The following is a 26,343-nucleotide window of genomic DNA, read 5'->3' as shown; positions in this document are numbered from 1 at the left end:
CGCCGGCGGCCCCCGCTCTACTCTGGCCGGGCTGATGACCGGTGATCAATCCGCCCAGCCGGGGGCACCGCCCCCGGCGCCAACTCGTGCACCCAGATCAGGGTGCCGGCAATCACCGCCACCGGCATGATGAACAGATTGACCAGCGGCAGCATGGTCAGCCCCAGCACCACCGAGCCGAACGTCAGCACCAGCCAACGGCGGGTCTTGAGCCGCTCCAGCATCACCGGAAACGGCGTCTGCCGGTTGTCGGCGGCGTAATCGATGTACTGCATGCCCATCAGCCAGCCAGACCAGAAGAACCAGAGCGCCGACGCCAGCACGTTGACCACCGGAATAAAGTAGATCACCAGTACCACCAGCAGAATCAGCACCGCCCGCCACAGCCAGTACCAGGTCTTGCGCAACTCCCGTTTGAAGGTGCGCGCGGTCATCGCCAGGATCGACTCCTCCGGCATCGGCCGGCCGGTCGCCTGAACGTCCACTTTTTCCGCGAGAAACCCCATGAACGGGGCCGCCAGCAACTGCACCCCCAAGGTGAACACACTGGCGAACAGGCCCAGCAGCAGAATCCAGATCAGAATCACCGCGGCGTTGACCAGGAAATGAATGCCGCCGTTGAGGAAACTCCAACTGCCCTCGAACTGCCAGCCGGCGGTCAACCCGGCGATCCACTCTCCGATCCAGTGCCCCGAGAGCCAATACAGCGCCCCGAACACCAGCACGTTGAAGATCATCGGAATCACGACATAGGCCCGCATTCCCCGGCTTTTCGCCAGAGTCAGGCCCTGGGCCAGGTAGTTTAAAGCACGGCTGATCTGCGACACGGCGTCCTCGCGGCTGGCTCAAAACGGCCATGCTAGCATGTTCCCCGGGCGCTCAGGAGTGTGCCGCCGGCGTTGCCGGGGGCGCTCAGGGGCGCGGCGCGAAACTCTGCTCAAGATCCGGGACCGGCATGATCACGATCTCGTGAATGCGCCAATCGTAGGCGTTCAGCTGACGGGCGGCGGCGGCGATGTTGCCGGTCAGGTTGTCGTCACTGCTGGGCACCACGAAGGCCTCGCCACCGAACACGTGGCCTTCTTCGCGCAGGCGCACCTGCGCCGCCGCCACCCATGGCATCCGTCGCAACAGGCTCTCCAATTCGCCCCCCAACGGCGAGGGCCGGGCCTTGGCGGTGAAGCGGGGCCGCCGGTCCATCAGGTCGCCAACCGCTTCGCGCAGCATTTTCAGACCATCGAACGTCACGTCCACGGCGATCAGCGCGCCGGCCAGGGCATCCGCCCACCACCAGCCCATGCCCACACCCAGAATGCCGGCGATGGCGGCCAGGCCGGTGAGCCAGTTCGCCTTGCTCATCTTGGCGTCCGAGAACACCGTTTTGTCGTGCACCGCAATGGCCGCTTTCTCCTGGTAGTAACCCAGGATCAACGGCGGGATGGTCCCGTAAATCAGCGCCGCCAGCATCAACCAGCCCATCCAGACGGTGTGCCCGAACAGCGTAATGCCACCGATGATCGGATGCTCCGCCATCACCAGCTTGCTCACCGAGTCGACCAGCAGATATCCGCCGAGCAGAAACAACGACACCGCCGACACCAGGAAGGCGATCACCGAGGCACGCTGATAGCCATAGGGGTACTCCACATCCGGCTCGCGGTGACGAAACCGCATCGCCACCAGAAACGCGATGGGTGGCAGCAACGACAGCACATCCTCGTACCAGCTCGCCTTCATCGCCTGGCTGCTGCCCATGGTCAAGAACAGCACCAACACGATGGAGCCGCGCACCCACAAATTGATCCACTCCAGCCGGATCAACCGGCCCAAGGCGCGCTCTTTGTCCGCCGGCAGCCGATAACCTTGTCTAACCCTCATGACGACGCTCCCCGCCGGTCTCGGCACGCAACAGGGCATCCACATCCGCCGCGTCGCTGAAGTGTTTCTGAACACGCAGCAACCAGGCGTTCTCCCCGGGCGGCAGCGCGACCACATGCTTGTCGGTGATCAACGTCCAGGGGCCCGGCCGATAGCCGTGGGCACGCAACCACCAGTCGGCGGCGGCCAGTGGCTCGCCGGTGGGCGGGCGGTCCGCGTAGCGCCGCGCGATGGCGCCTTCGTCGCGCAGCGCCAGGAACACTTTATTGATCACCGGCACCGCGACGCGCACCCCTTCCAGCGACGGCGGCACCGCCGCGCCGGCGGCGAACCCCACCGTCACGCGGCTCTCCTGATAGGGTTTGATCAACGCCACCTGATCCATCAGCCAAGGGCTTTCCACCAACCCGCCGACCAGCAGATCGATCTGCCGATCCCGCAACGCCGGGATCAACTCGCTTTCCGCGCCCCAATGCCAGCGCACCCGCGCGTTAAGCTGCCGGGCCAAGCGGCGCACCAGCACCACCTCCACCCCGCCCGGCTCGGCGCCACGCACCACCCAGGGCTCGTTCTCGGTCAGTCCCACATCAAGCACACCGCCTTGTACCCGCTGCAGCGTTTGTTCCACGTCCCTGGGATAGCGGCAGCCCGCCGCCAGCAGAAGCACCGCCAGCGCGCCCACACACCATCCGGTAACAACACGCCCACCCGCCATCGCACTCTCCTGTCGAGGTGTCTCCGCCGCAGAGACCCCGGTTGTCTTATCCAAGACCGAGAATCTTCCCCCACGAAGAAAGCGTCAAAGCGCTTGTGCTGTTGCGGCCGCCATCTAACGAACTTTTACCGATTTAACCGACTGCCCCTCACACTCCGCCACTCCGCCGATTGGCATTGGCCGGCGGCGCTGCTAGCGTCAATGGATGACGTTGAAGTGCGTCAGATCGGATTTCTCACCGCAGTCAGCCCGGCCTGTTTCGCCGGCCGAGCCAGGAGAACCCCATGCCACTCGCCCATCAATCCGTTATCGAAGCCTGCACTCAGTGCGCCGTGCAGTGCCATCACTGTCTCGCCGCCTGCCTGGAAGAGCGCAACACCGACGCGATGGCGGCCTGCATTCAGTTGGACGCGGAATGCGCCGGCATCTGCCAGTTAATGGCCCAGTACCTCGCCCAGGACAGCCGCTTCACTGAAGACCTTGCGTCGGTGTGCGCGCGGGTCTGTGAAAGCTGCGCGGAAGAATGTGGTCAACACGATATGGAGCATTGCCAGGCGTGCGCCGACGCCTGCCGCGCCTGCGCTCAGGCCTGCCACAAACTGGCGGCTTGAACGGCGCCCGGCCGGTCTTACGGCGGCGTTGTGGCAAGGCGGGAACAGGGAACAGGTTGAAGGGAACAGCCAGACCTGCGCCGGGATTGGATTCTGGTGTGGGAGATTCTATGGTGTCCTGTAAGAGCAATGATCGTGAGAAGATACCTCTTACCGCTGTTGACGCCCTATTGGGCGTCCTACTTTCTTGCTTGTCCAAGAAAGTAGGCAAAGAAGGACACCCCGCTGTGTCGCCCTTCGGGTGCCCGAGTCGCGGGAAATTGATGGCCGGGTCGGCGACGAGACGACATCCTGTCGTCCGCCGCCTCAGTTGGCCGTCCCTGGCCAACTGACCCTATCAATTTCCCGCGCCTCGGCGACACAACAAGGGGAGGCCCTCCAGAGCGGCACCAAGCGCACCATACCGCTGACAGCCCTCTACAGCGCCGCGTAGGAGCAGGCCTTGCCAGCGACATATTTTGATCTTATGTGGGAGCGGTCATCGACCGCGAATCGGCGCTGCAGAGTGTTCGGTTTTCAGTGTTCAGAAGGAGCGCGGGGCTGGCGCGCGGGCACGGCCTCTGCCGCCACCCTGGCGTCAGTCGTGTTGTCGCTTGAAGCTTGCAGCCTGAACCACGCGACGTAGTAGCGACGTTGAGTATTTTTCGGACCCACAACGACAAAGGGCCTACCTTTCGGTAAGCCCTTTGAATTTGGCTCCGCCTGCTGGAATCTAACCAGGCGAACGCACTGCGTTCGCGCAAGGATTAACCAGCGGCCGCCAGGCCGCTCCAATCATTGGGCAAAGAAAAAGGGGCTAGCTTTCGCTAACCCCTTGTTCTGTTTGGCTCCGCCTGCTGGGCTCGAACTAGGCGAATGCATGCATTCGCCAATGATTAACCGGCCCCAGCGGGGCCCAATCATTGGGACCCACAACGACAAAGGGCCTACCTTTCGGTAAGCCCTTTGAATTTGGCTCCGCCTGCTGGGCTCGAACCAGCGACCCAATGATTAACAGTCATTTGCTCTACCAACTGAGCTAAGGCGGAATGTCTTGAGGCCGCGTATATTAGTGTCGGCCTTCGGGGTCGTCAACACCCCGGAGGCCGTTTGCCGTTTATTTGGCCAGTGCTTGCTCGATACGGCGGATGGCTTCTTTCAGCGTATCCATGCCCACCGCGAACGAAAGCCGCAGGCAACCGGGCGCGCCGAAGGCGGAACCGGGCACCAGGGCCACTTCGGCGGTTTCCAGAAGCTGGGCGGCCAGGTCGGTGCAGCTTTCCACACCCTCCATGTCAGCAATCGCCTGGGAGAAGTCCGGGAAGGCGTAGAAGGTGCCATCACCGGCCGCGCAGGTGACGCCGGGCAGTTTGTTGAGGGCGTCCACCACGTAGTCGTGACGCTCCTTGAACGCCTTAACCATGTCGGCCACGCACTTCTGATCACCGGCCAGGGCCGCTTCCGCGGCCGCCTGGCTGATCGAGGCCGGGTTGGAGGTGCTCTGGCTTTGCACCTTCTTCATCGCCGCCACCAGCTTCTGCGGGCCGCCCACGTAGCCGATCCGCCAGCCGGTCATGGAATAGGCCTTGGAAACGCCATTCATCACCACGGTGCGGTCGTACAGCTCCGGACAGGCGTTGACGATGTTCACGAACGGCTGGCCGGTCCACAAAATGTGCTCGTACATGTCGTCGGTGGCGATGACGATCTCGGGGTGCTTCTTGAGCACCTCGCCCAGCGCCGCCAGTTCGTCCTGGGTATACGCCATGCCGGACGGGTTGGAGGGGCTGTTGATCACGAACAGGCGGGTTTTCGGCGTGATCGCCTGTTCCAGCTGTTCGGCGGTGATCTTGAAGCGGCTGTCGACGTCGGTTTCCAGCACCACGGGAACGCCGCCGGCCACTTTCACCATGTCCGGGTAGCTGACCCAGTACGGGGCGGGGATAATCGCCTCGTCGCCGTCATTGAGCAGCGCCAGCGCCATGTTGAAGAAGCTCTGCTTACCACCGCAGGAAACCAGAATCTGGTTGGCTTCGTAGCTCAGGTCGTTGTCGCGTTTGAACTTGTCGATGATGGCCTTTTTCAGGCAGGGAGTGCCGTCCACCGGCGTGTACTTGGTTTTGCCGGCGTTGATCGCCTCGATGGCGGCCTGTTTGATATGATCGGGGGTGTCGAAATCCGGCTCGCCCGCGCCCAAACCAATAATGTCCTTACCCTGTGCCCGCAATTCAGCCGCCTTGGAGGTGATTGCGAGAGTCGGGGAGGGTTTGATGCGTTGCACGCGGTCGGAAAGGTTGATATCGGACATGCACTCCTCATTTAGCTAATGAGTTGGGGCCCAGGGGCCTTGGAAAGACGCCTGACCTGGCCGTGCCCGTGGCACGGAAGGGGCCGGTAATACTACCGCATTCGGGTGAGGTAGCACCACCAAAGGCACCGGCCCGCCACCGCTTCACACATCACCGGGACACAAATGGCAGACACCGCGTTTAAACTGCAATCGGATTACCAGCCCGCCGGCGACCAGCCCACCGCCATCACCGGGTTGATGGACGGCATCGCCGATGGCCTGAGCCACCAGACGTTGCTCGGCGTGACCGGCTCGGGCAAGACCTTCACCATGGCCAATGTGATCCAGCAGACTCAGCGGCCGACTCTGATCCTGGCGCCCAACAAGACGCTGGCGGCGCAGCTCTACGGCGAGTTCAAGGAGTTCTTCCCGGACAACGCGGTGGAGTACTTCGTCTCTTATTATGACTACTATCAGCCGGAAGCCTACGTGCCCAGCTCCGACACCTTCATCGAGAAGGATTCGTCGGTGAACGAGCACATCGAGCAGATGCGGCTGTCCGCCACCAAAGCGATTCTGGAGCGGCGCGACACCATCATCGTGGCCACGGTGTCGGCGATTTACGGCCTCGGCGACCCGGCCAGCTACCACGCCATGGTGCTGCATCTGGTGCGCGGTGATCGCATTGATCAGCGCGACCTGCTGCGCCGCCTGGCGGAATTGCAGTACACCCGCAACGAAATGGATTTCCGCCGCGCCACCTACCGGGTGCGCGGCGATGTGATCGACATCTTCCCCGCCGAGGAAGAAAAAGAGGCGGTGCGCATTGAGCTGTTCGACGACGAGGTCGAGGCGATCAGCGTGTTCGACCCGCTCACCGGCGAGGTGCTCAAGCGCGTCGGCCGCATCACCATTTACCCGAAAAGCCACTACGTGACGCCACGGGACACGGTGCTGCGCGCCATCGAAATGATCAAGGAAGAGCTGGTTGATCGGCTCAAAGTGCTCAAGGACAACAACAAACTGGTGGAGGCCCAGCGCCTGGAGCAGCGCACCCGCTTCGATCTGGAAATGCTCCAGGAACTGGGCTACTGCAACGGCGTGGAGAACTACTCGCGGCTGTTCTCCGGGCGCCAGCCCGGGGAAGCCCCCCCTACCCTGTTCGATTACCTGCCCAAGGACGCCCTGCTGATCGTCGACGAATCCCACGTCACCATTCCGCAGCTCGGCGGCATGTACAAAGGCGACCGCTCGCGCAAGGAAACCCTGGTGGAATTCGGCTTCCGGCTGCCCTCGGCGCTGGACAACCGGCCGTTGCGCTTCGAGGAATGGGAAGCGCTGGCGCCGCAGATGGTGTTCGTCTCCGCCACCCCGGGGCCCTACGAGCAGAAATACGCCGGCCAGGTGGTGGAACAGGTGGTGCGCCCCACCGGCCTGGTGGACCCGGCCATCGAGGTGCGCCCGGCCAGCAGCCAGGTGGACGACCTGCTTGGCGAGGTGCGCGAAAGCGTGCAGAAAGGCGAGCGGGTGCTGGTCACCACGCTCACCAAGCGGATGGCCGAGGACCTCACCGAATACCTCAACGAACACGGCGTCAAAGTGCGTTACCTGCATTCGGACATCGACACCGTGGAGCGGGTGGAAATCATTCGCGACCTGCGGCTGGGCAAGTTCGACGTGCTGGTGGGCATCAACCTGCTGCGCGAGGGCCTGGACATGCCGGAGGTGGCCCTGGTGGCGATCCTGGACGCCGACAAAGAAGGCTTCCTGCGCTCCGATCGCTCGCTGATCCAGACCATCGGCCGCGCCGCGCGGAACCTGGAAGGCCGCGCCATTCTCTACGCCGACAAGATGACCGGCTCGATGCAACGGGCCATGGACGAAACCGAACGGCGCCGCGACAAGCAGACCCAGCACAACAAAGAGCAGGGCATCACCCCGCAGGCGCTGAAAAAGCGCGTTCGCGACATCATGGACGACGCCTACACCACCGGCGCCGGCCAGCCGGAGCGCAAGCGCACCCGCAAAGTGGCGGAAGAGAAAGAGAAATACGTGGTCCGCTCACCGGCCCAGGTGACCAAGGAGATCGGCAAACTGGAAGCGGAAATGCTGGAACACGCCAAGAACCTGGAGTTCGAGCAGGCGGCGGCCATTCGTGACCGTATTCACACTCTGCGCGAGCAGGCCTTTATGCGCTGATTTCGCCCTCCTCAACGGCCGCTGGCGGGGCATCATCCCCCCCCGCGGCTGCCATCAAAGGACATCAGCCGCCGCCGCTCTGTCGGCGCTCGATGGTAATGCTCGAAAACGTCCTGAAAAGATTGTTAAAATGACCGTTTTGCGACATCGGTTCGCCGCGCGGCGGGGGGATTCCGTGGAGACTGTGGGCGAAAGTCTATAGTGTGACGGCCTTGTGAAGCCGGCTTGGCCTGAACGAACCCCGGTATCGCTACCAGGTCGCTCCCAGTGAGGTTGTTGTATGCGCCAGGATGGTGCGGTGTTGTCCGTCGAGTCACAAGAATCACAGAACTTTCTGGAGCTGGAGCCGCGCCGCCACCAGCGCTGGTACGAGCGTATTCTGCTTAACACCCCGCTCGGCTACGCGATTTCCCTGGCGCTGGTGCTGCTGATGCCCTTCTGCCTGGCCTATGGCCGCTGGGGCCTGCCCGCGGACCCCAACCAGTTTCTCACCCTGTCGGTGCTGGCCGGCACCTTCGTGATCAATGTGTTGCTCTCCAGGGCCTTGATGCAATACCCCGGCGGCAATCTGGTAACCTACCAGCTCGCCATCAGCGCCCTGACCATTGGCATCGCCCTGGCCACCATCACCGCCCTGCGCCTGGGCTACGCCCGCAAGCCCCTGTTCATCGGCTTTTCCCTGCTGGCGCTCACGCAAATGCTGGCCTTCGCCGTCAAGGGGCGCTTTCGTTACACCAAATTCGCCCTGGTGCCCGGCGGCAACCTGGCCGAGCCCAGTCCCTGCCAGGAAAACGCCCGCTTCTTCGAGCTGCGCTCCCCCAAGGACCGCCGCCGCTTCGACGCCCTGGTGGTGGACATGGACGCCCCGCTCAGCGACGAATGGGTGCGCTTCATCGCCCTCAACAACTCCCGCCAGATCCCCGTGCTCAGCGGCAAATACCTGCACGAATCCCTGGACGGCAGCGTCGACCTGGACGCCCTCAACAGCTCCGACCTGCGCACCCTGCAGCCCAACCCCCTGTACATGCTCGGCAAACGCGCCCTGGACCTGGTCGGCGCGCTGCTGCTGATGCCCATCGCCCTGCCGCTGATGGTCCTGATCGCCGCCGCCATCCGCCTGGAATCCCCCGGCCCGGCCCTGTTCATCCAGCGGCGCATGGGCACCGGCAACGTCCCCTTCCGCATGCTCAAGTTCCGCTCCATGCATCTGGACGACGGCGAAAACGACAACCCCAGGTTCGCAGACGAAGATGACCACCGTATTACATCGTTCGGCCGCTGGCTGCGCCGCACCCGCCTGGACGAACTGCCGCAACTGTTCAACGTGCTGATCGGCAACATGAGCCTGATCGGCCCACGTCCGGAACAACCGCTGTTCGCCAAGCAATTCGACCGCAAAGTGCCGTTCTACAGCTACCGGCACATCATCAAACCCGGCATCACCGGCTGGGCGCAGGTTCAGCAGGGCTATGTGTCCGGCCTAGCGGAAACCCGCAAGAAAGTGGAACACGACTTCTACTACATCAAACACCTGTGCTTCGGGCTGGATACGCTGATTCTGCTGAAGACGGTGCGCACCGTTCTGACAGGATTCGGGGCGCGGTAAGGATCGGCCATTGTTGGCAGGAACGGCTGCCGGGTTTGATCTTGATGTGGGAGCGGTCCTTGACCGCGAATGGCTTGCCCAGACTCGCCTCATCCGCTCCGTTTCCTACTCCGGCCTCCTAAGGCTCAGGGCAAAACCGCTGTGCCACTCGGCCAAAAGATTTCGCGATCAAGGATCGCTCCCACAGCGGCGTTGTAGCCGGGCCGGAGCAGAAGACAGGTTAAAGGCATCAGGGCAATCTTGATGTGGGAGCGGTCCTTGACCGCGAACCGAGCCCGAAGGGCGAGGCGGGCGACTCGGCGACACAACAAGGGGGAGACCCTCCAGATCGCATCGTTGCGAGTCCGGTTGCTGTGTGCAGTCTGGCGCCGCCTCTGCAACGCAGCCGCTGTGGGAGCGGTCCTTGACCGCGAACCGAGCCCGAAGGGCGAGGCGGGCCGCGATCGCAACCAACGAATCTGCCCGTCACTCCGCGACGGGCACGCCCTGCCCCTGCCTCAGGTCGCCAACCCCAGCGCCCGCGCTTCTTCTTCGTACTTCGCATAGGACGCCTTCAACGTCGCCCCATTGAGAATCATCTCCGCCACCAGCGTGCGCGTGCCCGCCTCGAACACCTGCGTGCGCACCCACACCGACTCGGTGCGCTTGCTCTCGCTCAAGGCGATAATTTCACGCTCCAGATCATAAGCCTGACCCACCAACACCGGGCCATTGATCAACCGGATCTGCTGACCGGCGAACAGCCCCACCGCCGGCCCGCGCCCCTTCAACCCGGCGCGGTCGCCGCTGCTGCCCAGCAGCACGCTGATCATCTCGATGGGAACAATCGCCCGCCCCCAAGGCGAAGCCGGCCCGCCCTCCGGGGTGTACCAGGGCGACAGCTCGGTGATCACCCTGAGCTTGTCCGCCAGGGTAAACGGATAGTAATCGCCCATGTGCTGCTCAAAATCCATGGACACCTGCTCAGGCTGCGCACCGCGCTGCCCCACCTTCAAATCCCGATTGATCACCAACCCGGTGGCCGGACGCAATCGAGCAATACGCTGTGGAATTTCATGCGCCTCGTCCGGCACATCGCCCACCGACGCAGTCCCCGACAACACCGGCGTGCCATCGCTCTTCTCCGCCCAAATGCGCGCCACGCTCTCACCCGCCGCCGGCGGCTGCACAAAGGCACGCACCTCCTCGCCCTCGACCACCATGTTCTGGTAATGCGAACTGATGCAACCGGACTCAAACCAGCGCTGGCCGAACAACTGAAACAACAACGGATCGAACTGGCTGAAATGAGTCGGCCCTTCAATAGGACCGGCGCGCAAGCCCAGATCGCCCGCCGTCGCATCGTCGTGGATCGACTTATGGCCGTCGTAGGTCTGCTCGGCAAGCATTTGCCGAGGCTGGCGTAGAGGGCCGCACAGCGGCGTTGGGGTGGGGAACGCGGGGAATGCAGCGGTGACGTCGTGAGACATGGCGACTTCCTTAATGTGGCCTCGAAAACTCGTGCCGGAGCATAGCACAGCGCCCATTTCGGCATCGGGCTTGGTGCTTGATATTCTGAAGGTGTGTGGATTGTGTCGTGATGGGATTTGGGGCGTTGGCAGTACTGGTGCCGAATGGGGCAACCATCCTCCGAAAACCTTATGTGACTAACGCCTCGATTCGCACATTTTGACCACGTCTTCGTGGCGGCGACCATAATGGCCGGTCATCGCATCCCGCACTGCCAGATATACTACCTTTAGATAAGTCGTGGGATGGTCGTAAAGGCGTGCATTCAGCAGCCACTGTGCAATCTTCAGCGGTGCGAACAGCCAGAATAACCAGCCGGCTGCGGTATGGTAGACACGCAAGCCGTTTCGGTAAGTGTAATAGGCCTTCCATAATGGCGCATAAGTGCTTCGATGATTTGCAAAGGTAGAGCAATCGTGGGTGAATGTGACCCAAGGCAGGAAGCAAATGCGCCCCCCCGAATCGGACACTTTCAAAGTGTAGAGCACATCGTCCCCATAAATAAACAGCCGCCCCTCCGGCAATCCGACACGCTGGATCATGTCCCTACGCACAAAAAATCCCACAAAGGATGTGGAGTCGATGTCTACCGGCATCTTCGAGCAGTAATCCCTATCCTCCAGATGAAAACCCTGGCGACCTTTACCGAGCACGGTTTTCAGAAACAAGCGCCGATGCCAAAAAGGATTGAGGCTGGGCCGATTCATCTCACAGATCTCGCCATCGGGGAGATACACCGCCGCCGCCGCCGCATCAACGCCTTCTAGATCGGAATCCAGAAAAGTCCGAAAAGCTCCGGGCTGTGGATAGGCGTCGTCATCGAAGCACACCAACCACTCTGCGTGGTAACGCTCCATAGCGTGGCGAAAACCCAATTCGAAACCACCAGCGCCGCCCAGGTTACGCGGCGCCAGCACCACGTCAAGCCGTTCGTTCCGCACCGCCTCTTCGAGCAGCCATTCCTGCGTGCCGTCGGTGGAGCAGTTGTCCACCACCACGATGGCGTCACAGTCTTGCCGGCCCAGCGCCTCAATGCCCACCTTCAGATGGGAAAGGCGGTTGTAGGTCACCACCACGACGACCAAGGAACTACTCATCGATTGCCCTGCTGTCACATCGGCTCCGTGAAAAAGGCCGGTGGCGTGTCGCCGCTCTCTCGGCAACACAGGAAGCCCCGAGCCACGTCTAGCGCCTCGCGAATGGTCACGTCCATATCCAGGTAGCGATAGGTGCCAAGCCGCCCGACGAAGGTCACTCCATCGGTACTTTTTGCTTTCTCCATGTAGCGTGCCAGCATCATCTTCTCATCCAGCATCCGGATAGGATAATAGGGGATATCGTGGGGCCCACAAGCACGGCTGTATTCCCGATAGCAGACACTGCCGTGGTGTTGCTCCCAGGGCGAAAAGTGTTTGTGCTCGGTAATTCGTGTGAAAGGTACCGACTCATCGCCGTAGTTCATCACCGCGCAACCTTGATAGTCGCCATCATGAATGAAACGTTCGAAGTCCAAAGTGCGGTAACCTAGACGCCCTTCGCTGTAATCGAAGTAACCGTCCAGCGGCCCGGAATAGAACACATGGTCGTAATCCCCGGTCATAGCGCGCTGGAAGGGCGTATTCAAACGCACTTCGATGTTGGGATGATCAAGGATGCCTTCCACCAGAGCGGTGTAGCCGTGCTCGGGCATACCCTGGAAGCGGTGGAAGAAATAGTTATCGTTGTAATTAAAGCGCACCGGCAGTCGCTTGAGAATGCTGGCCGGCAGTGCCGCAGGATGGCAACCCCACTGCTTTTGGGTGTAGCCTTTGAAGAAAGCCTCATAAAGATCTCTGCCCACGAATTTCAAGGCCTGCTCTTCAAAAGAGGCTGGCTCCTTGATGCTATCATCCGCTTTCGCACCGATAAACGCCCTCGCTTCATCAGGGCGCAGGGCTGTACTAAAAAATTGGTTTATCGTATGCAGATTAACCGGCAAAGAATAAACACGACCATCGACCGTGCTTTTCACCCGGTTTGTGAATGGCTTGAACGTGGAGAATCGATTCACATAGTCCCAGACCTCAACGTCATCCGTATGAAAAATATGAGGCCCGTATACATGAGTCATTACATGGGTTTCCTCGTCCCGTTCGGTATAACAGTTACCCGCGACATGGTGGCGGGCATCATAGATAACCACCTGATGGGCAGCCTCGGCCAACTCTCTACCAATCACCGCGCCGGAAAAACCCGCCCCAACCATGCAAAGCTTCATTTTCCACCCCTTACTTTTTTCCATATCGACAGAAGGCTCAGCCTCTTCAATCTGAAATAGAGATAGTGAAACTTTTCCCCTAAGCGGTTGGCCTGGATTCCCGGTTCTGTCGCAGCCAATAGATGCCCCAGGGTGATATCACCTGCCTCTAACGCCTTCCGGATATGGCGATTGACAATCATGGCTCGATAGTGCTGATGCTCCAGTCCTCTCGCAAGCGAATTGTCCGAACTCTGCCCGATCACAACCTCTCTCACATGATAATAGGCTTCAGTATTGGGTTCGAATGCGATATCGAATTTTTCGATAAAGCGCAGATTGAATTCCCAATCCCCGACCACAGGGAGCGACTCATCGTAGCCTTCAAGAGTCTTCAAAGCTTTCCGTGTATAGAGAAAAGCGATAGGCATGAAAGGGTTGCTCTGTGCCACCCTGGGGATCGTATAGGATCTCACCTCCGGTAAAAAAAGAGAGCGCCCGGTGATACATATCTTATCCTTCTCCAGCCGCTCCATCACTTTAATTGTTTTTGCGGCAACCCCTTGGATGCTACTATTCTTTGAAGACTCCAGATGTGCTACGCATACTTCCAGAAAGCTTGGCGCCCAGCTGTCATCATCGTCATGGATCACGTAATAGTCCGCTTCGCAATCATTCAGCCCGATATTGCTGGCGGCCTCCATCCCAAGTGTTTTTGCATTATGTATAATAGAAATCCGCCCGTGATGTTTGTCCTCCAAAGATGCGATTACGCGTTCGACTTCGAAAGGCTCGCCACCATCGTTGACAACTGTACAGTGCCAGTTTTGATAGCTCTGAGCGATGATTCCCTGCAATGCTCGTTGCAAGAATATCGGCCGGTCTTTGGTTCGGGTAACAACTTGCACTTTACCTGACATAGCCTTAACACCCCGCCGCCCGCGCCAATACAATTTCGCTGATACGATCATGACATCCCGGTTTGGCCAGATGGTAGTCACACCGTCTATGCTGCATCAGACGTTGAATGCGGCGATTGAATTCATGTTCCTGCCGCTGAGATCGACTCACTCGGAACATCGAGCTCAGATCGTGACACTCGGGCACCAACGATGGCGAGCGCTCATCCAATAAAATAACCGACAGGTTACGACTCCAGCGCATCACCTTTAGATACTCGACTGCCTCCGCCCCCATGGTTAGTACCAGACGTTCACACGTCGGATGCTGGGCGGCCAAATCGCCTAAAAAAAAGAACCATCGATGGCGAGCAACCTCAGGGTGCGCCCTATGGTAACCCACAACAATTTCCTTGCCGTTATTATAAGCATCCGGCTTGGGACTCAGCACATCTCCGTAAACAGCGGTGGCCGAAGTTTCCTTGAGAGAAGCCACCGCATCTTTCCTGGCTAAGTCATTGAGGGAGCAGATGACGACTATCGGTACCGGAATTGACATAAAGTATTCGTCAGCGGTATTCGGCGACACTGCCAAAGAGTGCCAGGCACCGCGCCGAGACTCGAAATCCAGATCCAGAGATTCTTTATATCTCCGACTGAATTCCGAAAAATTCTCCTTCATGTAACATCTGTATTCCGGTTCTGACATCGCGCCAATTTCAGCCAATGACTCCTTAAGAAAACAAGCATCAGGAGAAATCTTCCGCGCAAAAAAACGAGACTCTCCCAACAATTCAGGCAGGGCATCATTATAATAGACACGAGGAACCCCCCAGCTATTAAACTGGTAGCGTGTCAATGGAGCCATGCCAATCTCATTCTTTGGCACCAGACTGGCTACCAATGTCTGAAAAAACAGCTCATCAGGGACCCAGGTTCGCCTGTAAAACTGAATGAGCTCGGGGTGCTCATCAATCAGATTAAGAATGGCATCCACGGTTCGAGTGCGTAGACACCACCACTGGGAACCCATACGAGGAGTATGCCCGAGGGGCAGCTTGCGCTTTACGCGCAACAACTTTTGCACCTTATTAGCCGCGCGAAAACGAAATCTTTGAAAACGCCAGTTAAAGAAGTGGTAGTACTCCCAGCGTTCGCGCTGAATACCATCCGTTACCCATTGCGTCGTCTCCGCATTCACGACCTCTATATGATCAATATCCGTACTGGCCAAGTGGTTCACTAAAATATCAATAGGCTTCACAGGCATACATGAACCTGAGATCAGCATTAAGTAATCACACTGATAGCCTTTTGCACTGGCCAACCGCAAACAATTTAGTGTTGCTTGAACAATAGACCATTCACCCCACACCACCGGAACTCTTTCGACAAAATAAAGCTTACCAGACAACCGATTGAGTCCCCACTCCATCGCTGCTCCAGCCAAATCATGAGGGGAAGAAGCATCATAATGAACAAAAATATCCGCCCCCGACGAGAGAATGGAAGTGATCAGGTGCCTTAAATTTTCAGGGGTTTCGTGAGCCAGAAGAGCGAATGAAATCTTCATGTTTCTTCACCACTCCCCTTTATTCATCAAACCCAGCCTGACCAGAGTACGCCAATTTTCGTATCGCCCTGAAACGGAAGGGCAAAATAGCGTTTGATGGCTATTTATAAGCACATCATATCTTTTATATTCCGCCGAATCGTTGAAATGCTGCTTGGCCTCCAGCTCTTCATCTACCTTCTGCCGCAACTGACTAATAAACTTAAAATGCAACAAAGCCCCTGTGGTCTTATTTCTGGAAATGGATTCGTTGAGCCGCCTTGGAATAGCCATATGCATGGATTCAACATAAGCAAAGTGTCGCTGCCATTTCACCAATGGAATTTTATTCAGCGCAGGAGCACCTGAAGGATTCGCACTGGAAAAAACCCGGCGCCTCACCCCCCCCTGCACCCAAACATTACGCAAATCATCGATATATGTCTTGGCATACCCGAAGCGATCAAAATAAGGACAAACATCCAGAGGGTCGGTTCCCTGCTTATAGTGGCAAAACTCAATCGGCTTATCGCCATACATATCGATCATGCAGGAAAAGAATGACTCTTCACGAATAGAGGCCAGGTAATCGGTGAGCTCGTGAAGACCCCGGCTCTCCATTTCGGGATAGACAATAAACTCATCGGGGTCACAGGTCAGACACCAATGTCCCGAGCCATATTTTCTCAAAAGATAATTGGCCCAATGCATTCCAAAGTTCGCGTCCTTGTAACTTCCCTTTGCATGAAAGGAAGTCACATCTTCTTGGCCTGATGTGATCCCCCGAAAATCATCTTCCGACTCATTATCCACCAATATAAAATGATCCACCCCCAGTTTCCTATAATACTCCAAAAAAAAGGAAGCCGGTGAGACTCATTCTTCATTACCGAGAATAGCAGAAGATCCCCCTTTTCTATTTTTTTCAGGTTGTCCTGAACGAGCCACAACTCCTTGGACTTTCTTTGAGCCATGGCATGGACCTTCATGAGGCGAAGCCCCATGCAAACGAGATCCTTAAACCACTGATACCGCCATTTAATAGACATCACACAACCTTGGAAAACCGCTATTACCGGGCGACCAGAATCTTCAACAATTCCGGAATGTACCGCTTGTACGCCACCTCGTCGGAAAGGAATACGGGCTCAGCACTACGCTCGCCCCTCGGGGAAAACAGTCTGTCTCTTGAAAAATACTTTTTTGCCACTAGCGCATTGGAGTTTTCATACGATTGACTGATGTCGATTAGCTGCTCATTACTGAACACCTCTTTCCTGCCATTATCTTCCGGCATATCGAGAGCGTTAATTGCATCGAGCATTTTTACTCTTTCTGGCGCGGAGAGTTCATACAGATCTATTCGTCTTAGCAAATCCAGCTTGGCTGAAGAGAGGGAAGTGTTCTCATTCTTATAGGAGTTCATCCACAACGGCTCTATCCCAACGCATTTGAGAAAATCTTCCACGGTATCACTGGTGCCCAACGGATCAACCACATCTATATGCAGGCGCCCATTCCCCACATTTCGCTCGATCTTTTCAATTAGCTTGTCGTACGACATCCACCAAAAATCATCTTTATAGTCACTCAAGAACTCTTGCGGGGTCGCCGATGAAAATCGCTTTTCCCATGGCCACTTGACATGCTGATTATACCAGGATTCAAGCCAGAGATCTTGACGCTTCAGATATAGGATTGCCTCCAGGTCATACTCGGCCCCAAGCCTGTCAAAGAAACTATCATTCTTAACCAAACACCAATCTTCCGCGGAAAGAATAACAGTATGCGTCAGGGCGTTCGCTTGCGACTCAATATCCTTAACGATATCCTCGAAAGTTATCTGACCGGAGTTCAACATCCAAGGGAGCCGCACATGGCCATTCATGCCCCGTACTCTCGGATAGAGATAACCATGGCTTTTTAAGATGTTATGACTATTACTCAGGCATTCCTGAATGGACGTACTTCCAGTCCTATGGATACCATAGTGCAGAATGATTTTCATAAAAGCACCGAGCTAAGCAATTTAGGCGGTGCGGCCAGTACCGGGCCGCACAACGGTCCATTCACATACACAAACCATTTATTCCAAGGCGAGCAAGCCATCTCAGTTGGTTGAATTACGATCTTACACCCTTTTCCAACTCGATCACGCGATCACATACTCTTCTCACCTGCTGCTCTGAGTGTGATACCAGCAGCACTGTTTGATCAGAGTGAATCTTCTTCATCATTTCGTATTCAGCCTTCTTGCGAAACTCTTTATCTCCGACACTCAGGACCTCATCGAGCAACAACACGTCCGGCGTCATGAAAACAGCCACGGAGAAGCCCAGACGGGCCCGCATACCTGATGAATAGGTTTTCACCGGCTCATCCATAAAACTACCCAGCTCGGAGAATTCAGTGATATCACTCGAACGGGCTTCGACTTGTTTTCGCGTATACCCCATCAGCATGCCGCTCATTATCGCGTTGTCCCGTCCGGACAGCTCTGGATCAAAACCTGCCTGCAGCGCAAGCAACGATACCGTTACGCCGCTATTGACTATTTCTCCGTCATCCGGACGGATTATGCCGGCCACGACCCTTAGCAACGTGGATTTCCCAGCACCATTACGTCCTACGATTCCCAGAGTTTCACCACGGTAGATGTCGAACGTGACGCCTTCCAGTGCCTGAAAGTATTCAGGGCGCCTAAACAACCCTCCGCGACGCTTATAGCGGACTCCAACGTCGCGTAAACCAATGATAATGTCGCCTTTCTTCTGACTCATCACTCTATTACCACCCGCGGGAAGATAGATTCCAGACGACGATAGAGCAGAACAATAACCGCCAACGCCAGCAGGCATCCAAGCGTAACCCACCACATGGAACTCCAGTCAGGCCATTGGTTTTCGACCAGTATCAGACGATACTGATGAAGAATATTGGCCACCGGATTGAGAAAAAACAGACTGCGCCACTGTTCGGGGATACGATCAAGCGTGTAGAAGATACCACTTACAAACATCGTGAATTGGATACCCGTAGGCACCAAATTGATGATATCCCGTACAAAGGGAGCCAACATCGCCACGGCGCAGCTTACCACCACCATTAGTAGCAGCTGTAGTAGCACGACAGGAAGTATGGCGACCCAGTGCAGTGTGGGGGGCAAGCCATAGAACACAAGGAAAAGACCCAGCATCAGGAAAACCAGCAGCTGCTTCCCGGTGTTCTGCACAATGCCCACCAAAGGGAAAAAGAGTGGCGAGATTCGCACCTGGTGCATTAAGCCCTTGCCTTGGATAATAGAATTTGAAGTGTGCTGGATCGTCTTAGCGAACCACTGAAACGGAACCAATCCTGTAAGAAGATAAGCGACGTACCCTTCTCCTCCACGCTGCATTAACATGCCAAAAACGATGTAAAACACCAACATGTACAGCAGAGGATCGATAACCCACCACATATAACGCAGATGGTTGCGGTTGGCCTCGGATTTCAGATTAAGGCGTGCCTTGGTCCAGACCAAGTCAACGAAGCTGCGCCAATCCCGGCGTCGGGGCGGCATAACCGGCGCAGTCACCTCCCTCTCCGTATCCTCCAGTTCCGACAGCCAATCCATCCCATACTCTTCCGCCAGACGCAGCCGGCGCGCTGCGCGGTGGCGCCCCAGCCGCTCCTCTGCCTCAGCGGCCCGGCGGTATCCCATCGGCAAGGCAGGGAAACGTTCCCGTACCCGTGTCCAACGTTCGCCAGCGGCCTCCCAATCACCGCCCGCCATCGCGAACTCGGCGTATTGAACATAACCACCGGGTTTGTCAGGGAAACTATCCCGGGCATGCTGGTTGTATCGAAGAGCAGTATCAACATCGCCCCGCGCCCAGGCCAAGTCGGCGCTGCGCAGCCACACTGGCGGCTCATCGCGAAAGCGAATACGGGCTTCATGCAATAGACGATCCGCCTCTTCGTGGTCGGAACGCTCCAGTTCCACCTCGGCCCCGTCTATCCAACCACCAGGGCGATCCGGAAAACGATGTCTAGCTTCGCGAAGCAACGTGGCGGCCTGGTCATAACGACCCAGATGCCTCAAGGACACGCCCGCCTGAATCCACACCGGCGCATGGTCCGAGTAGACAACACGCAGGGTAGCCCAACGCCTGGCCGCCTGCTCCCAATGGTGGGCCGACATCGCTCCCCAGGCCCATTGAAACGCTTCCTCGGGGGCAGCCCGATCCTCATTATCAGTCTGGAGAGAGGGATTGTTATTCATTCGTAACCGCTCGGATTCCGCTCTTGCCAACGCCAGTGATCCCCGCACATCGCCTCGATGCCGTGCTCGGCGCGCCAGCCAAGCACTTGCTCCGCGTGGCCCGGGTCGGCGTAGCAGGTGGCGACGTCGCCGGGGCGGCGGTCGACGATCTGGTAGGGAATGTCGCGGCCGCTGGCTTTGGCGAAGGCCTGGATCATTTCCAGCACGCTGTAGCCGCGTCCGGTGCCCAGGTTGGTGGTGATCAGGGTGCCGTCGTGGCGCTCGAGCGCTTGCAGGGCGGCGAGGTGGCCCTGGGCGAGGTCCATGACGTGGATGTAGTCGCGCACGCCAGTGCCGTCTTCGGTGGGGTAGTCGCCGCCGAAGACGTTCAGGCGTTCGAGTTTGCCGACGGCGACCTGGGCGATGTACGGCATCAGATTGTTGGGGGGGCCGCCGGGGTCTTCGCCGATTTGCCCGCTGGGGTGGGCGCCGGCGGGGTTGAAGTAGCGCAGCAGGGCCAGGTTCCAACGCGGGTCGGCGCGGTGCAGGTCGCGCAGCATGTTTTCGATGTGCAGTTTGGTGGCGCCGTAGGGGTTGGTGGCGCTGAGCGGAAAGTCTTCCTGGATCGGTACGCTGGCGGGGTCGCCGTAGACGGTGGCGGAGGAGCTGAACACCAGGGTGCGCACGTTGGCGCGCTCCATCGCTTCCAGCAGGCGCAGGGTGCCGACTACGTTGCAGTCGTAGTACGCCAGGGGGTTGGCGACGGATTCGCCCACCGCCTTGAGGCCGGCGAAGTGAATCACCGAGCCGATGTCATGGGTTTGGAACAACAGATCCAGGCCGGCGCTGTCGCGGATGTCGCCTTCCACGAAGGTGAGGCTGGCGCCGGTGATCTTCTCCACCCGGCGCAGCGCTTCGCGGCTGCTGTTGCTGAGGTTGTCCAGCACCAGTACACGGTGGCCGGCTTCCAATAACAGCAAGACCGTGTGCGAACCGATGTAACCGGCGCCGCCGGTGATCAGAACAGTGTTCATTGCGCATCCTTGTGACTAGCAACGCGATAGTGTAACAGAACCGTCTTTTGCCAACCCGCCTGGCGGCCCGCGGTGAGCAGGCGCCCGGGCCAGCACGGAGGCTGTTTGGGAGACCGTGGCGCCGCGAAGGTTCCCTTTTACGGGGGGAACCGTGACGTTGGTCACGGCCGGTGCGTGAAGTGTTCGGCCAAGGTCGGCCGTGGTTTCAGCCGACCGCTTTGATCGCCTCGTCGATGGCCTGTTCGAAGCGTGTCTGGATGCGCGCCAGCGCCTGGGGCTCGGTGGCTTCGTAGCGGGTGACCAGTTTCGGCGAGGTGTTGGAGGCGCGGCACAGGCCCCAGCCGTCGCCGTAGTCCATGCGAATGCCGTCCAACACGGTGCGCTCGCCGTCACCGAAGTCGATGCGCTCTTGCAGGTATTCGATGATGCGGAATTTGTTCTCTTCGGTGACCGTGATGTTGATCTCGGGGGTGGTGCACAGCACCGGAAAGCGGGAGAAGTAATCGACGGCGTCGCCGTGGTGGCGGCTGAGAATGCGCAGCAGGCGCGCCGCCGCGACAATGGCGTCGTCAAAGCCGTACCAGTCTTCGGCGAAAAAGATATGGCCGCTCATTTCCCCAGCCAACAGGGCGCCGGTTTCTTTCATGCGCGCTTTGATCAGCGAATGGCCGGTGCGCCACATTTCCGGTTCGCCGCCGGCGGCGCGGATCACATCGAACAGGGCGCCGGTGCATTTCACGTCGAAGATCACCTTGGCGCCGGGGCGGCGGCTGGCCAGGTCTTCGGCGAGCGCCATCAGTAGAATATCCGGGTAGACGATTTCGCCGTTGGGCAGCACCACGCCCACGCGGTCGCCGTCGCCGTCGAACGCCAGGCCAAGATTGGCGTTTTCCTGCTTCACGGCGGCGATCAGGTCTTGAAGATTGTGCGGGTCACCCGGGTCGGGGTGGTGATTGGGAAAGGTGCCGTCGACTTCCGCGAACAGCGGCACCACGTCCACGCCGAGCAGCATCAGGGCCTCGGGCGCCACCACGCCGGCAACGCCGTTGCCGCAATCGACCACCGCTTTAAGCGGGCGCTCAAGCTGGTGGCGGCGTTGCAGGGCATTGAGGTAAGCGGGCAGCACGTCGCGGCTGACGCGCTCGCTGGGGCCGGCGCTGAAGCGCTGCTCCTGGATGCGGGTCTTCAGCGCCTGGATCGCGTCGCCGGACAGGGTGACGCCGTTGATCACGATCTTGAAGCCGTTGTAATCCGGCGGGTTGTGGCTGCCGGTGACCATCACGCCGGAGCGGGTTTCCGGGTAATGGTGGGTGGCGAAGTACAGCACCGGAGTGGGCACCATACCCACGTCGATGACGGTGCAACCGGAGGCCTGCAGGCCTTCCGCCAGGGCGTTCAGCAGGGTGGGGCCAGAGAGCCGCCCGTCGCGGGCCAGGGCCACCGCGTTTTCGCCTTGCTCGCGGATCTCGGAGCCGATCGCCCGGCCGATCAGGCGGGCGCCGTCCTCGGTCAGAGTGTCACCGTAAATGCCACGGATGTCATAGGCCCGGAACAGAGTCTCGGGCAGCGCGTTCGCCATCATGTTTTCCTTTCAATGTCGTCCTTGAAGGCTCCGCGAACAGAGCCTCTGTTGGTTCAACCCGCGTTCGTGATCGGCGGGTTCAGTCCTGGTTCAAGCGCCGTGCGCGTTCGGCGAGGGCACGGCTGGAGGCGTCCAGATTGTCGCCGCCCTGCCCGCTCTCGAGCACCTGGATCATGTCGGTGGCGATCACCTTGCCCATCTCCACGCCCCATTGATCAAATGGGTTGATGCCCCACAGCACCGCCTGTACGAACACCTTGTGTTCGTACAACGCCAGCAATGAGCCCAGATGCCGTGGCGAGAGTTCATCGAGCATCAGCGTGGTGCTCGGCTGGTTGCCCCGGTAACGCTTGAACGCCGGCAATTCCAGATCCGCCGGCAGGGCGTGCTCACCAAGCGCCAGCAGCCGCGATTGCGCCAGACAGTTGGCCAGGGTGAGCTGGTGCTGATCCTCAAGCTGCTTGAATTCGCTGCCATCGGCGTTGAGCCGGTCGTGGCGGGCGGCGACGATGAATTCGCAGGCCACCGGCTGGGTGCCCTGGTGCAGAAGCTGATAAAACGCGTGCTGGGCGTTCGGCCCCACTTCGCCCCAGATCACCGGGCAGGTGTGGTGGGTGACGTTCTCGCCAGCGCGGGTCACGGATTTGCCGTTGGACTCCATCTCCAACTGCTCCACGTACGAGGGCAAGTGTTTGAGACGGCCGTCATAGGGCAATACGGCGCGGGCGGTGATGTTGAGAAAATTCAGGTTCCACACGTCCACCAGGCCCATCATCACCGGCAGGTTGTCCTGCCAGGGCGTGTCCTGAAAGTGGCGGTCCATGTCGTGGGCGCCGGCCAACAGTTCGCGGAAGCCTTGCATGCCAATGGTCAGGGCAATCGGCAGCCCGATCGCCGACCAAAGTGAGTAGCGCCCGCCCACCCATTCCCAGAACTGAAGCTGGTTATCTTCGTGAATGCCCCAGCGGCTCATGCGCTCCGGCTGGGCGGAAATACCCACAAAGTGACAGCGCAGCACGGCGCCATTACGGCCGGGCATTTCCCGTTCCAGCCAGCCCCGCGCGGTGGCCGCGTTGGTCAGGGTGTCCACGGTGGTGAACGATTTCGAGGACACCACGATCAGGGTGGTGGCGGGGTTCAGCTCTTGCAGCAAAGGGGCGACCTGGCTGCCGTCCATGGACGACACGAAATGCACCCTGGGCCGATGACCGCGCGGCGGACGCTGCTCACTGAGCGCGAACGAGGCCATCAACGGCCCCAGATCCGAGCCACCGACGCCCACATTCACCACATCGGTAATCGCATCGCCCTCGCAGCCGCGCCATTGGCCGCGCAGAATACGGTCCACCATGCGTTCCATGCGCGCCAGTTGGGCGTGCACGTCCGGCGCCCGGTCCTTGGTGTCACGCAGGCGCCAGTGCATGGCCGGCCGTTGTTCGGTCCAGTTGACGTCCTCGCCCTTGAACAAACACTCGATCCAGCTTTGCAGGCCGCGGGCGCGGGCCAGCTCGCTGAGCAGAGACAGGGTCTCGGTGGTCAGCCGTTGTTTGCTGATGTCCGCCAGCAGGCCGCAGCCGCTGCGCGAAAGCCGCTCAAAGCGCTGGGCGTCGTCCTCGAACAGCGCCGCCAGATGGCGCTCGCCGGTCTGCTGGGCGTGCTCGCGCAACGCCTGGTGGGCGGCGCGGGCGGTGTCGGTGTCGTGACGGGGAAAATCCATAATCAGCTCGTTAGGGCCTGTTCACACTCATTTTGATGGTCGCGCCGGACGGCGCTGCCCGCGCCCGATGCCTTGATAGTCGAATCCATGACCACGCACATAGTCCGGGTCGAAAATGTTGCGCCCATCGAGAATCAGCGGGGTGCGCATGGCGGCGTGCAGGTCGTCCCAATCCGGGCTCCAATAGGCTTTCCATTCGGTCACAACCATCAGCGCGTCGCTGCCGCGAACCGCTTGATAAGGGTCGTCGTGGCAGGTCAGTTCGCCGTGCCCGTTTGCCCAGCGTTGCAGCTCCGGCATGGCCAGCGGATCGTGCACGTGCACGTCCACGTCCTGGGCCCACAGCGCCTCGATCAGGCTCAACGCCGGGCCGTTGTCGATGCGGTCGGTATTGGGCTTAAAGGCGGCGCCCCAGAGGGTCACCCGGCGGCCTTTCACGTCGCCGTCGAAGTGGCGCCAGAATTTGCGAAACAAGACCTCTTTTTGACGCTCGTTAATGCGCAACACATCGCTGAGCAGCTCGGCGCTGATGCGCTTGTCGCGCAGCGTATCGGTGAGGCTCATTACGTCGCTGCTGAAGCCCGGTCCGCCAAACCCGCAACCGGCGTACAGATACGCCTCGCCAATGCGCGGGTCCGAGCCCATGCCCTGGCGGATCATATCGATGTCCACGCCCAGCGCCTCGGCGAGCAGCGCCATGTCGTTCATGTAACTCAGCCGGGTCGCCAGCATGCCACTGATCGCCAGCTTGGCGAATTCCGCCTCGCGGGGCTGCATCACCTGGATCACGTCGCGGCGGCGGTTGTAAGGGCGCAGAATTTCCCGGATCAGCACTTCGGCGGCGTCGTCGTTGCAGCCCAGCAGAATGTGGTTGGGGCGGGTGAAGGTCTGCAGCGCCATGCCTTCTTGCAGGGTGTCCGGCAGGCAGGCCACCGGCGTGTCCACGCCAGCCTTGATCAGGCGCGCCTGCAGTTTCTCGCTGCTGCCCACCGGGAAGGTGCTCTGGTTGACCAGCAACCGGCAGGCGCTGCCCGCCGCCACCCGGTCGACCACCGCGCGGGCCTGATCGAAAGTGCCCGGCTGCAGGGCCAGAAACACCACCGGCGCCGGCGCATCGCCTTGCTCGTTGAACCCCAGGCAACGCAGCCGCCCGGCGTCGCGTTGCTGCGCCACCAGCTCCGCCAGGCCCGGTTCCTGATAGAGCACCCGGCCCTGATCGCGCAGCGCCTGGTCCACGCGGCCGGTGGGAAGATACCAGTTGACCCGGTGGCCGCTTTGCGCCAAGGCGGCGGCGGTAACCTGGGCACACAGGGTGTCGCCGAAAAGATCAATGCGCATGGTTCAATCCTGGTAGCGACGCAGCAAAGCCCGGGTGGCGTCCGCCAGCTCAGGATGTTTAAGGGCGTAGTGCAGAATCGCTTCCAGGTACCCCGCCTTGCTGCCGCAATCAAAGGTCTGGCCGCGCATCGCGTAGGCCTCCACGGTTTCGCGCTCGATCAACGCGGCAATGGCGTCGGTCAATTGGATTTCGCCGCCGGCGCCGGGTGCGGTTTCCGCGAGCAGATCCATCACCGCGCCGGGCAGCACATAGCGCCCCACCACCGACAGGTTCGAGGGTGCATCGGCGGGCTTGGGTTTCTCCACCACGGCGCGCATCGGCGCGCTCTCGCCGGCCGCCGGGGCGGCCCCGTCCAGGGCGGCGATGCCGTACTGTTCGACCCGCTCTTCAGGCACCGGCTCCACCATGATCTGCGCGCGGCCGCTGGCCTGAAAGCGCTCGATCATGGTGCTCAGGTCCTCGGCGCCGTCACCAGCGTCCACCAGTACATCGGGCAGAATCACCACGAACGGCTCGCCGCCCACCACCTGGCGGGCGGCGTGCACCGCGTGGCCCAGGCCCAGCGGCGGGCCCTGGCGCACACTGATCACTTGCACCCCGTCCGGCAACGGCCGGCTGACCTGCTCCAGCAGCGTCGTCTTGCCCTTGGCCTTGAGCTGCGCTTCCAGTTCCGGGTGGCCATCGAAGTAGTTTTCAATCGCGCCCTTGGCGGCGTGGGTCACCAGAATGATCTCGGTGAGACCGGCGCGGATCGCCTCGTCCACCACATACTGGATGGCCGGACGATCCACCACCGGCAGCATTTCCTTGGGAATGGATTTCGACGCCGGCAACATGCGCGTGCCAAAGCCGGCCACGGGAATCACGACTTTCGATACCATCGAAAAGGGCCTCTTTTCTCAAATCCGTTTATTGGGCGGGGATTCAGTGTTCAGTGTTCAGTGTTCAGTGTTC

General features: G+C 59.6%; 21 protein-coding genes and 1 tRNA gene. 3 read left to right on the top strand and 19 right to left on the bottom strand.

Annotated elements, in window-relative coordinates:
• Window positions 1-17: 17 nt before the first annotated feature.
• From cysZ to CGS25_RS16735, 3 genes are all read right to left on the bottom strand, one after another.
• Complete coding sequence (gene cysZ / locus CGS25_RS16745) at window positions 18-827, bottom strand: sulfate transporter CysZ (protein ID WP_101676163.1); 810 nt, start codon at window positions 825-827, stop codon at window positions 18-20.
• Between the two features lie 85 nt (window positions 828-912).
• Window positions 913-1,878, bottom strand: a complete 966-nt coding sequence (locus tag CGS25_RS16740; protein ID WP_101676162.1) for a cation diffusion facilitator family transporter — start codon at window positions 1,876-1,878, stop codon at window positions 913-915.
• The gene (locus CGS25_RS16735; protein ID WP_101676161.1) at window positions 1,868-2,593 is read right to left on the bottom strand and encodes a transporter substrate-binding domain-containing protein; all 726 of its coding nucleotides are present in this window, start codon (window positions 2,591-2,593) and stop codon (window positions 1,868-1,870) included. The genes CGS25_RS16740 and CGS25_RS16735 overlap by 11 nt, the downstream gene beginning before the upstream one ends.
• A gap of 284 nt (window positions 2,594-2,877) precedes the next feature.
• Between CGS25_RS16735 and CGS25_RS16730 the strand changes: the two genes are divergently transcribed.
• Window positions 2,878-3,204: a four-helix bundle copper-binding protein gene (locus tag CGS25_RS16730; RefSeq protein ID WP_089032259.1), complete on the top strand. Its 327-nt coding sequence runs from the start codon at window positions 2,878-2,880 to the stop codon at window positions 3,202-3,204.
• Window positions 3,205-4,156: 952 nt separating this feature from the next.
• On the opposite strand, the gene CGS25_RS16725 is transcribed toward CGS25_RS16730, so the two are convergent.
• Window positions 4,157-4,232: transfer RNA gene (locus CGS25_RS16725), tRNA-Asn, on the bottom strand.
• Between the two features lie 68 nt (window positions 4,233-4,300).
• Window positions 4,301-5,491 carry a pyridoxal phosphate-dependent aminotransferase gene (locus CGS25_RS16720; RefSeq protein WP_101676160.1) on the bottom strand — a complete coding sequence of 397 codons (1,191 nt, stop codon included), beginning with the start codon at window positions 5,489-5,491 and terminating at the stop codon, window positions 4,301-4,303.
• Between the two features lie 165 nt (window positions 5,492-5,656).
• Between CGS25_RS16720 and uvrB the strand changes: the two genes are divergently transcribed.
• Both uvrB and CGS25_RS16710 read left to right on the top strand, forming a co-directional pair.
• Window positions 5,657-7,672 carry an excinuclease ABC subunit UvrB gene (gene uvrB / locus CGS25_RS16715; RefSeq protein WP_101676159.1) on the top strand — a complete coding sequence of 672 codons (2,016 nt, stop codon included), beginning with the start codon at window positions 5,657-5,659 and terminating at the stop codon, window positions 7,670-7,672.
• Window positions 7,673-7,952: 280 nt separating this feature from the next.
• Window positions 7,953-9,278, top strand: coding sequence for a sugar transferase (locus CGS25_RS16710; RefSeq protein WP_101676158.1), 1,326 nt, complete (start codon window positions 7,953-7,955; stop codon window positions 9,276-9,278).
• Window positions 9,279-9,775: 497 nt separating this feature from the next.
• Here CGS25_RS16710 and CGS25_RS16705 read toward each other — a convergent pair whose 3' ends face one another.
• The 14 genes from CGS25_RS16705 to CGS25_RS16640 all read right to left on the bottom strand — a co-directional run bounded on the left by CGS25_RS16705 (window position 9,776) and on the right by CGS25_RS16640 (window position 26,270).
• The gene (locus CGS25_RS16705) at window positions 9,776-10,747 is read right to left on the bottom strand and encodes a hypothetical protein (protein WP_101676157.1); all 972 of its coding nucleotides are present in this window, start codon (window positions 10,745-10,747) and stop codon (window positions 9,776-9,778) included.
• Window positions 10,748-10,924: 177 nt separating this feature from the next.
• On the bottom strand, window positions 10,925-11,884 hold the full coding sequence (locus CGS25_RS16700; protein WP_101676172.1) for a glycosyltransferase: 960 nt from the start codon (window positions 11,882-11,884) through the stop codon (window positions 10,925-10,927).
• A gap of 14 nt (window positions 11,885-11,898) precedes the next feature.
• Window positions 11,899-13,044, bottom strand: coding sequence for a UDP-galactopyranose/dTDP-fucopyranose mutase family protein (locus CGS25_RS16695; RefSeq protein ID WP_232802455.1), 1,146 nt, complete (start codon window positions 13,042-13,044; stop codon window positions 11,899-11,901).
• Window positions 13,041-13,943 (bottom strand): glycosyltransferase family 2 protein, encoded by a 903-nt coding sequence (locus tag CGS25_RS16690; protein ID WP_157933859.1) that lies wholly within the window; start codon window positions 13,941-13,943, stop codon window positions 13,041-13,043. The genes CGS25_RS16695 and CGS25_RS16690 overlap by 4 nt, the downstream gene beginning before the upstream one ends.
• 4 nt (window positions 13,944-13,947) lie before the next feature.
• Window positions 13,948-15,495, bottom strand: a complete 1,548-nt coding sequence (locus CGS25_RS16685; protein WP_101676154.1) for a beta-1,6-N-acetylglucosaminyltransferase — start codon at window positions 15,493-15,495, stop codon at window positions 13,948-13,950.
• Window positions 15,496-15,501: 6 nt separating this feature from the next.
• Window positions 15,502-16,329 (bottom strand): glycosyltransferase family 2 protein, encoded by an 828-nt coding sequence (locus CGS25_RS16680; RefSeq protein WP_101676153.1) that lies wholly within the window; start codon window positions 16,327-16,329, stop codon window positions 15,502-15,504.
• Window positions 16,330-16,546: 217 nt separating this feature from the next.
• Window positions 16,547-17,482 (bottom strand): hypothetical protein, encoded by a 936-nt coding sequence (locus tag CGS25_RS16675; RefSeq protein WP_157933857.1) that lies wholly within the window; start codon window positions 17,480-17,482, stop codon window positions 16,547-16,549.
• A 115-nt stretch (window positions 17,483-17,597) separates the two neighbouring features.
• Entirely contained in the window at window positions 17,598-18,254 is a 657-nt protein-coding gene (locus CGS25_RS16670; protein ID WP_101676151.1) for an ABC transporter ATP-binding protein, read from the bottom strand.
• On the bottom strand, window positions 18,254-19,738 hold the full coding sequence (locus tag CGS25_RS16665) for an ABC transporter permease (RefSeq protein ID WP_101676150.1): 1,485 nt from the start codon (window positions 19,736-19,738) through the stop codon (window positions 18,254-18,256). The genes CGS25_RS16670 and CGS25_RS16665 overlap by 1 nt, the downstream gene beginning before the upstream one ends.
• Window positions 19,735-20,751 (bottom strand): UDP-glucose 4-epimerase GalE, encoded by a 1,017-nt coding sequence (gene galE, locus CGS25_RS16660; RefSeq protein ID WP_101676149.1) that lies wholly within the window; start codon window positions 20,749-20,751, stop codon window positions 19,735-19,737. Before galE ends, CGS25_RS16665 begins: the two co-directional genes overlap by 4 nt.
• Before the next feature lie 205 nt (window positions 20,752-20,956).
• On the bottom strand, window positions 20,957-22,333 hold the full coding sequence (locus CGS25_RS16655) for a phosphomannomutase/phosphoglucomutase (RefSeq protein ID WP_232802454.1): 1,377 nt from the start codon (window positions 22,331-22,333) through the stop codon (window positions 20,957-20,959).
• Window positions 22,334-22,412: 79 nt separating this feature from the next.
• Window positions 22,413-24,050, bottom strand: a complete 1,638-nt coding sequence (gene pgi, locus CGS25_RS16650) for a glucose-6-phosphate isomerase (RefSeq protein WP_101676147.1) — start codon at window positions 24,048-24,050, stop codon at window positions 22,413-22,415.
• A gap of 27 nt (window positions 24,051-24,077) precedes the next feature.
• Window positions 24,078-25,388 (bottom strand): UDP-glucose dehydrogenase family protein, encoded by a 1,311-nt coding sequence (locus CGS25_RS16645; protein WP_101676146.1) that lies wholly within the window; start codon window positions 25,386-25,388, stop codon window positions 24,078-24,080.
• Window positions 25,389-25,391: 3 nt separating this feature from the next.
• Window positions 25,392-26,270: a UTP--glucose-1-phosphate uridylyltransferase gene (locus CGS25_RS16640; protein WP_101676145.1), complete on the bottom strand. Its 879-nt coding sequence runs from the start codon at window positions 26,268-26,270 to the stop codon at window positions 25,392-25,394.
• Between the last annotated feature and the right edge of the window lie 73 nt (window positions 26,271-26,343).

It is taken from the genome of Alloalcanivorax mobilis (genome assembly GCF_002864685.1).
In the GTDB taxonomy this organism is placed as follows: Bacteria; Pseudomonadota; Gammaproteobacteria; order Pseudomonadales; family Alcanivoracaceae; genus Alloalcanivorax; species Alloalcanivorax mobilis.
This window is presented reverse-complemented; position numbering and strand designations above follow the sequence as displayed.

What these genes read in the sequence shown, in the direction of transcription:
- CGS25_RS16655 (WP_232802454.1), bottom strand. Translation starts at nt 22,333, where the DNA reads ATGATGGCGAACGCGCTGCCCGAGACTCTGTTCCGGGCCTATGACATC.
- CGS25_RS16710 (WP_101676158.1), top strand. Translation starts at nt 7,953, where the DNA reads ATGCGCCAGGATGGTGCGGTGTTGTCCGTCGAGTCACAAGAATCACAG.
- CGS25_RS16735 (WP_101676161.1), bottom strand. Translation starts at nt 2,593, where the DNA reads ATGGCGGGTGGGCGTGTTGTTACCGGATGGTGTGTGGGCGCGCTGGCG.
- CGS25_RS16670 (WP_101676151.1), bottom strand. Translation starts at nt 18,254, where the DNA reads ATGAGTCAGAAGAAAGGCGACATTATCATTGGTTTACGCGACGTTGGA.
- CGS25_RS16675 (WP_157933857.1), bottom strand. Translation starts at nt 17,482, where the DNA reads ATGAAAATCATTCTGCACTATGGTATCCATAGGACTGGAAGTACGTCC.
- CGS25_RS16690 (WP_157933859.1), bottom strand. Translation starts at nt 13,943, where the DNA reads ATGTCAGGTAAAGTGCAAGTTGTTACCCGAACCAAAGACCGGCCGATA.
- CGS25_RS16700 (WP_101676172.1), bottom strand. Translation starts at nt 11,884, where the DNA reads ATGAGTAGTTCCTTGGTCGTCGTGGTGGTGACCTACAACCGCCTTTCC.
- CGS25_RS16695 (WP_232802455.1), bottom strand. Translation starts at nt 13,044, where the DNA reads ATGAAGCTTTGCATGGTTGGGGCGGGTTTTTCCGGCGCGGTGATTGGT.
- CGS25_RS16740 (WP_101676162.1), bottom strand. Translation starts at nt 1,878, where the DNA reads ATGAGGGTTAGACAAGGTTATCGGCTGCCGGCGGACAAAGAGCGCGCC.
- CGS25_RS16665 (WP_101676150.1), bottom strand. Translation starts at nt 19,738, where the DNA reads ATGAATAACAATCCCTCTCTCCAGACTGATAATGAGGATCGGGCTGCC.
- CGS25_RS16640 (WP_101676145.1), bottom strand. Translation starts at nt 26,270, where the DNA reads ATGGTATCGAAAGTCGTGATTCCCGTGGCCGGCTTTGGCACGCGCATG.
- CGS25_RS16730 (WP_089032259.1), top strand. Translation starts at nt 2,878, where the DNA reads ATGCCACTCGCCCATCAATCCGTTATCGAAGCCTGCACTCAGTGCGCC.
- galE (WP_101676149.1), bottom strand. Translation starts at nt 20,751, where the DNA reads ATGAACACTGTTCTGATCACCGGCGGCGCCGGTTACATCGGTTCGCAC.
- uvrB (WP_101676159.1), top strand. Translation starts at nt 5,657, where the DNA reads ATGGCAGACACCGCGTTTAAACTGCAATCGGATTACCAGCCCGCCGGC.
- CGS25_RS16720 (WP_101676160.1), bottom strand. Translation starts at nt 5,491, where the DNA reads ATGTCCGATATCAACCTTTCCGACCGCGTGCAACGCATCAAACCCTCC.
- pgi (WP_101676147.1), bottom strand. Translation starts at nt 24,050, where the DNA reads ATGGATTTTCCCCGTCACGACACCGACACCGCCCGCGCCGCCCACCAG.
- CGS25_RS16645 (WP_101676146.1), bottom strand. Translation starts at nt 25,388, where the DNA reads ATGCGCATTGATCTTTTCGGCGACACCCTGTGTGCCCAGGTTACCGCC.
- CGS25_RS16705 (WP_101676157.1), bottom strand. Translation starts at nt 10,747, where the DNA reads ATGTCTCACGACGTCACCGCTGCATTCCCCGCGTTCCCCACCCCAACG.
- CGS25_RS16685 (WP_101676154.1), bottom strand. Translation starts at nt 15,495, where the DNA reads ATGAAGATTTCATTCGCTCTTCTGGCTCACGAAACCCCTGAAAATTTA.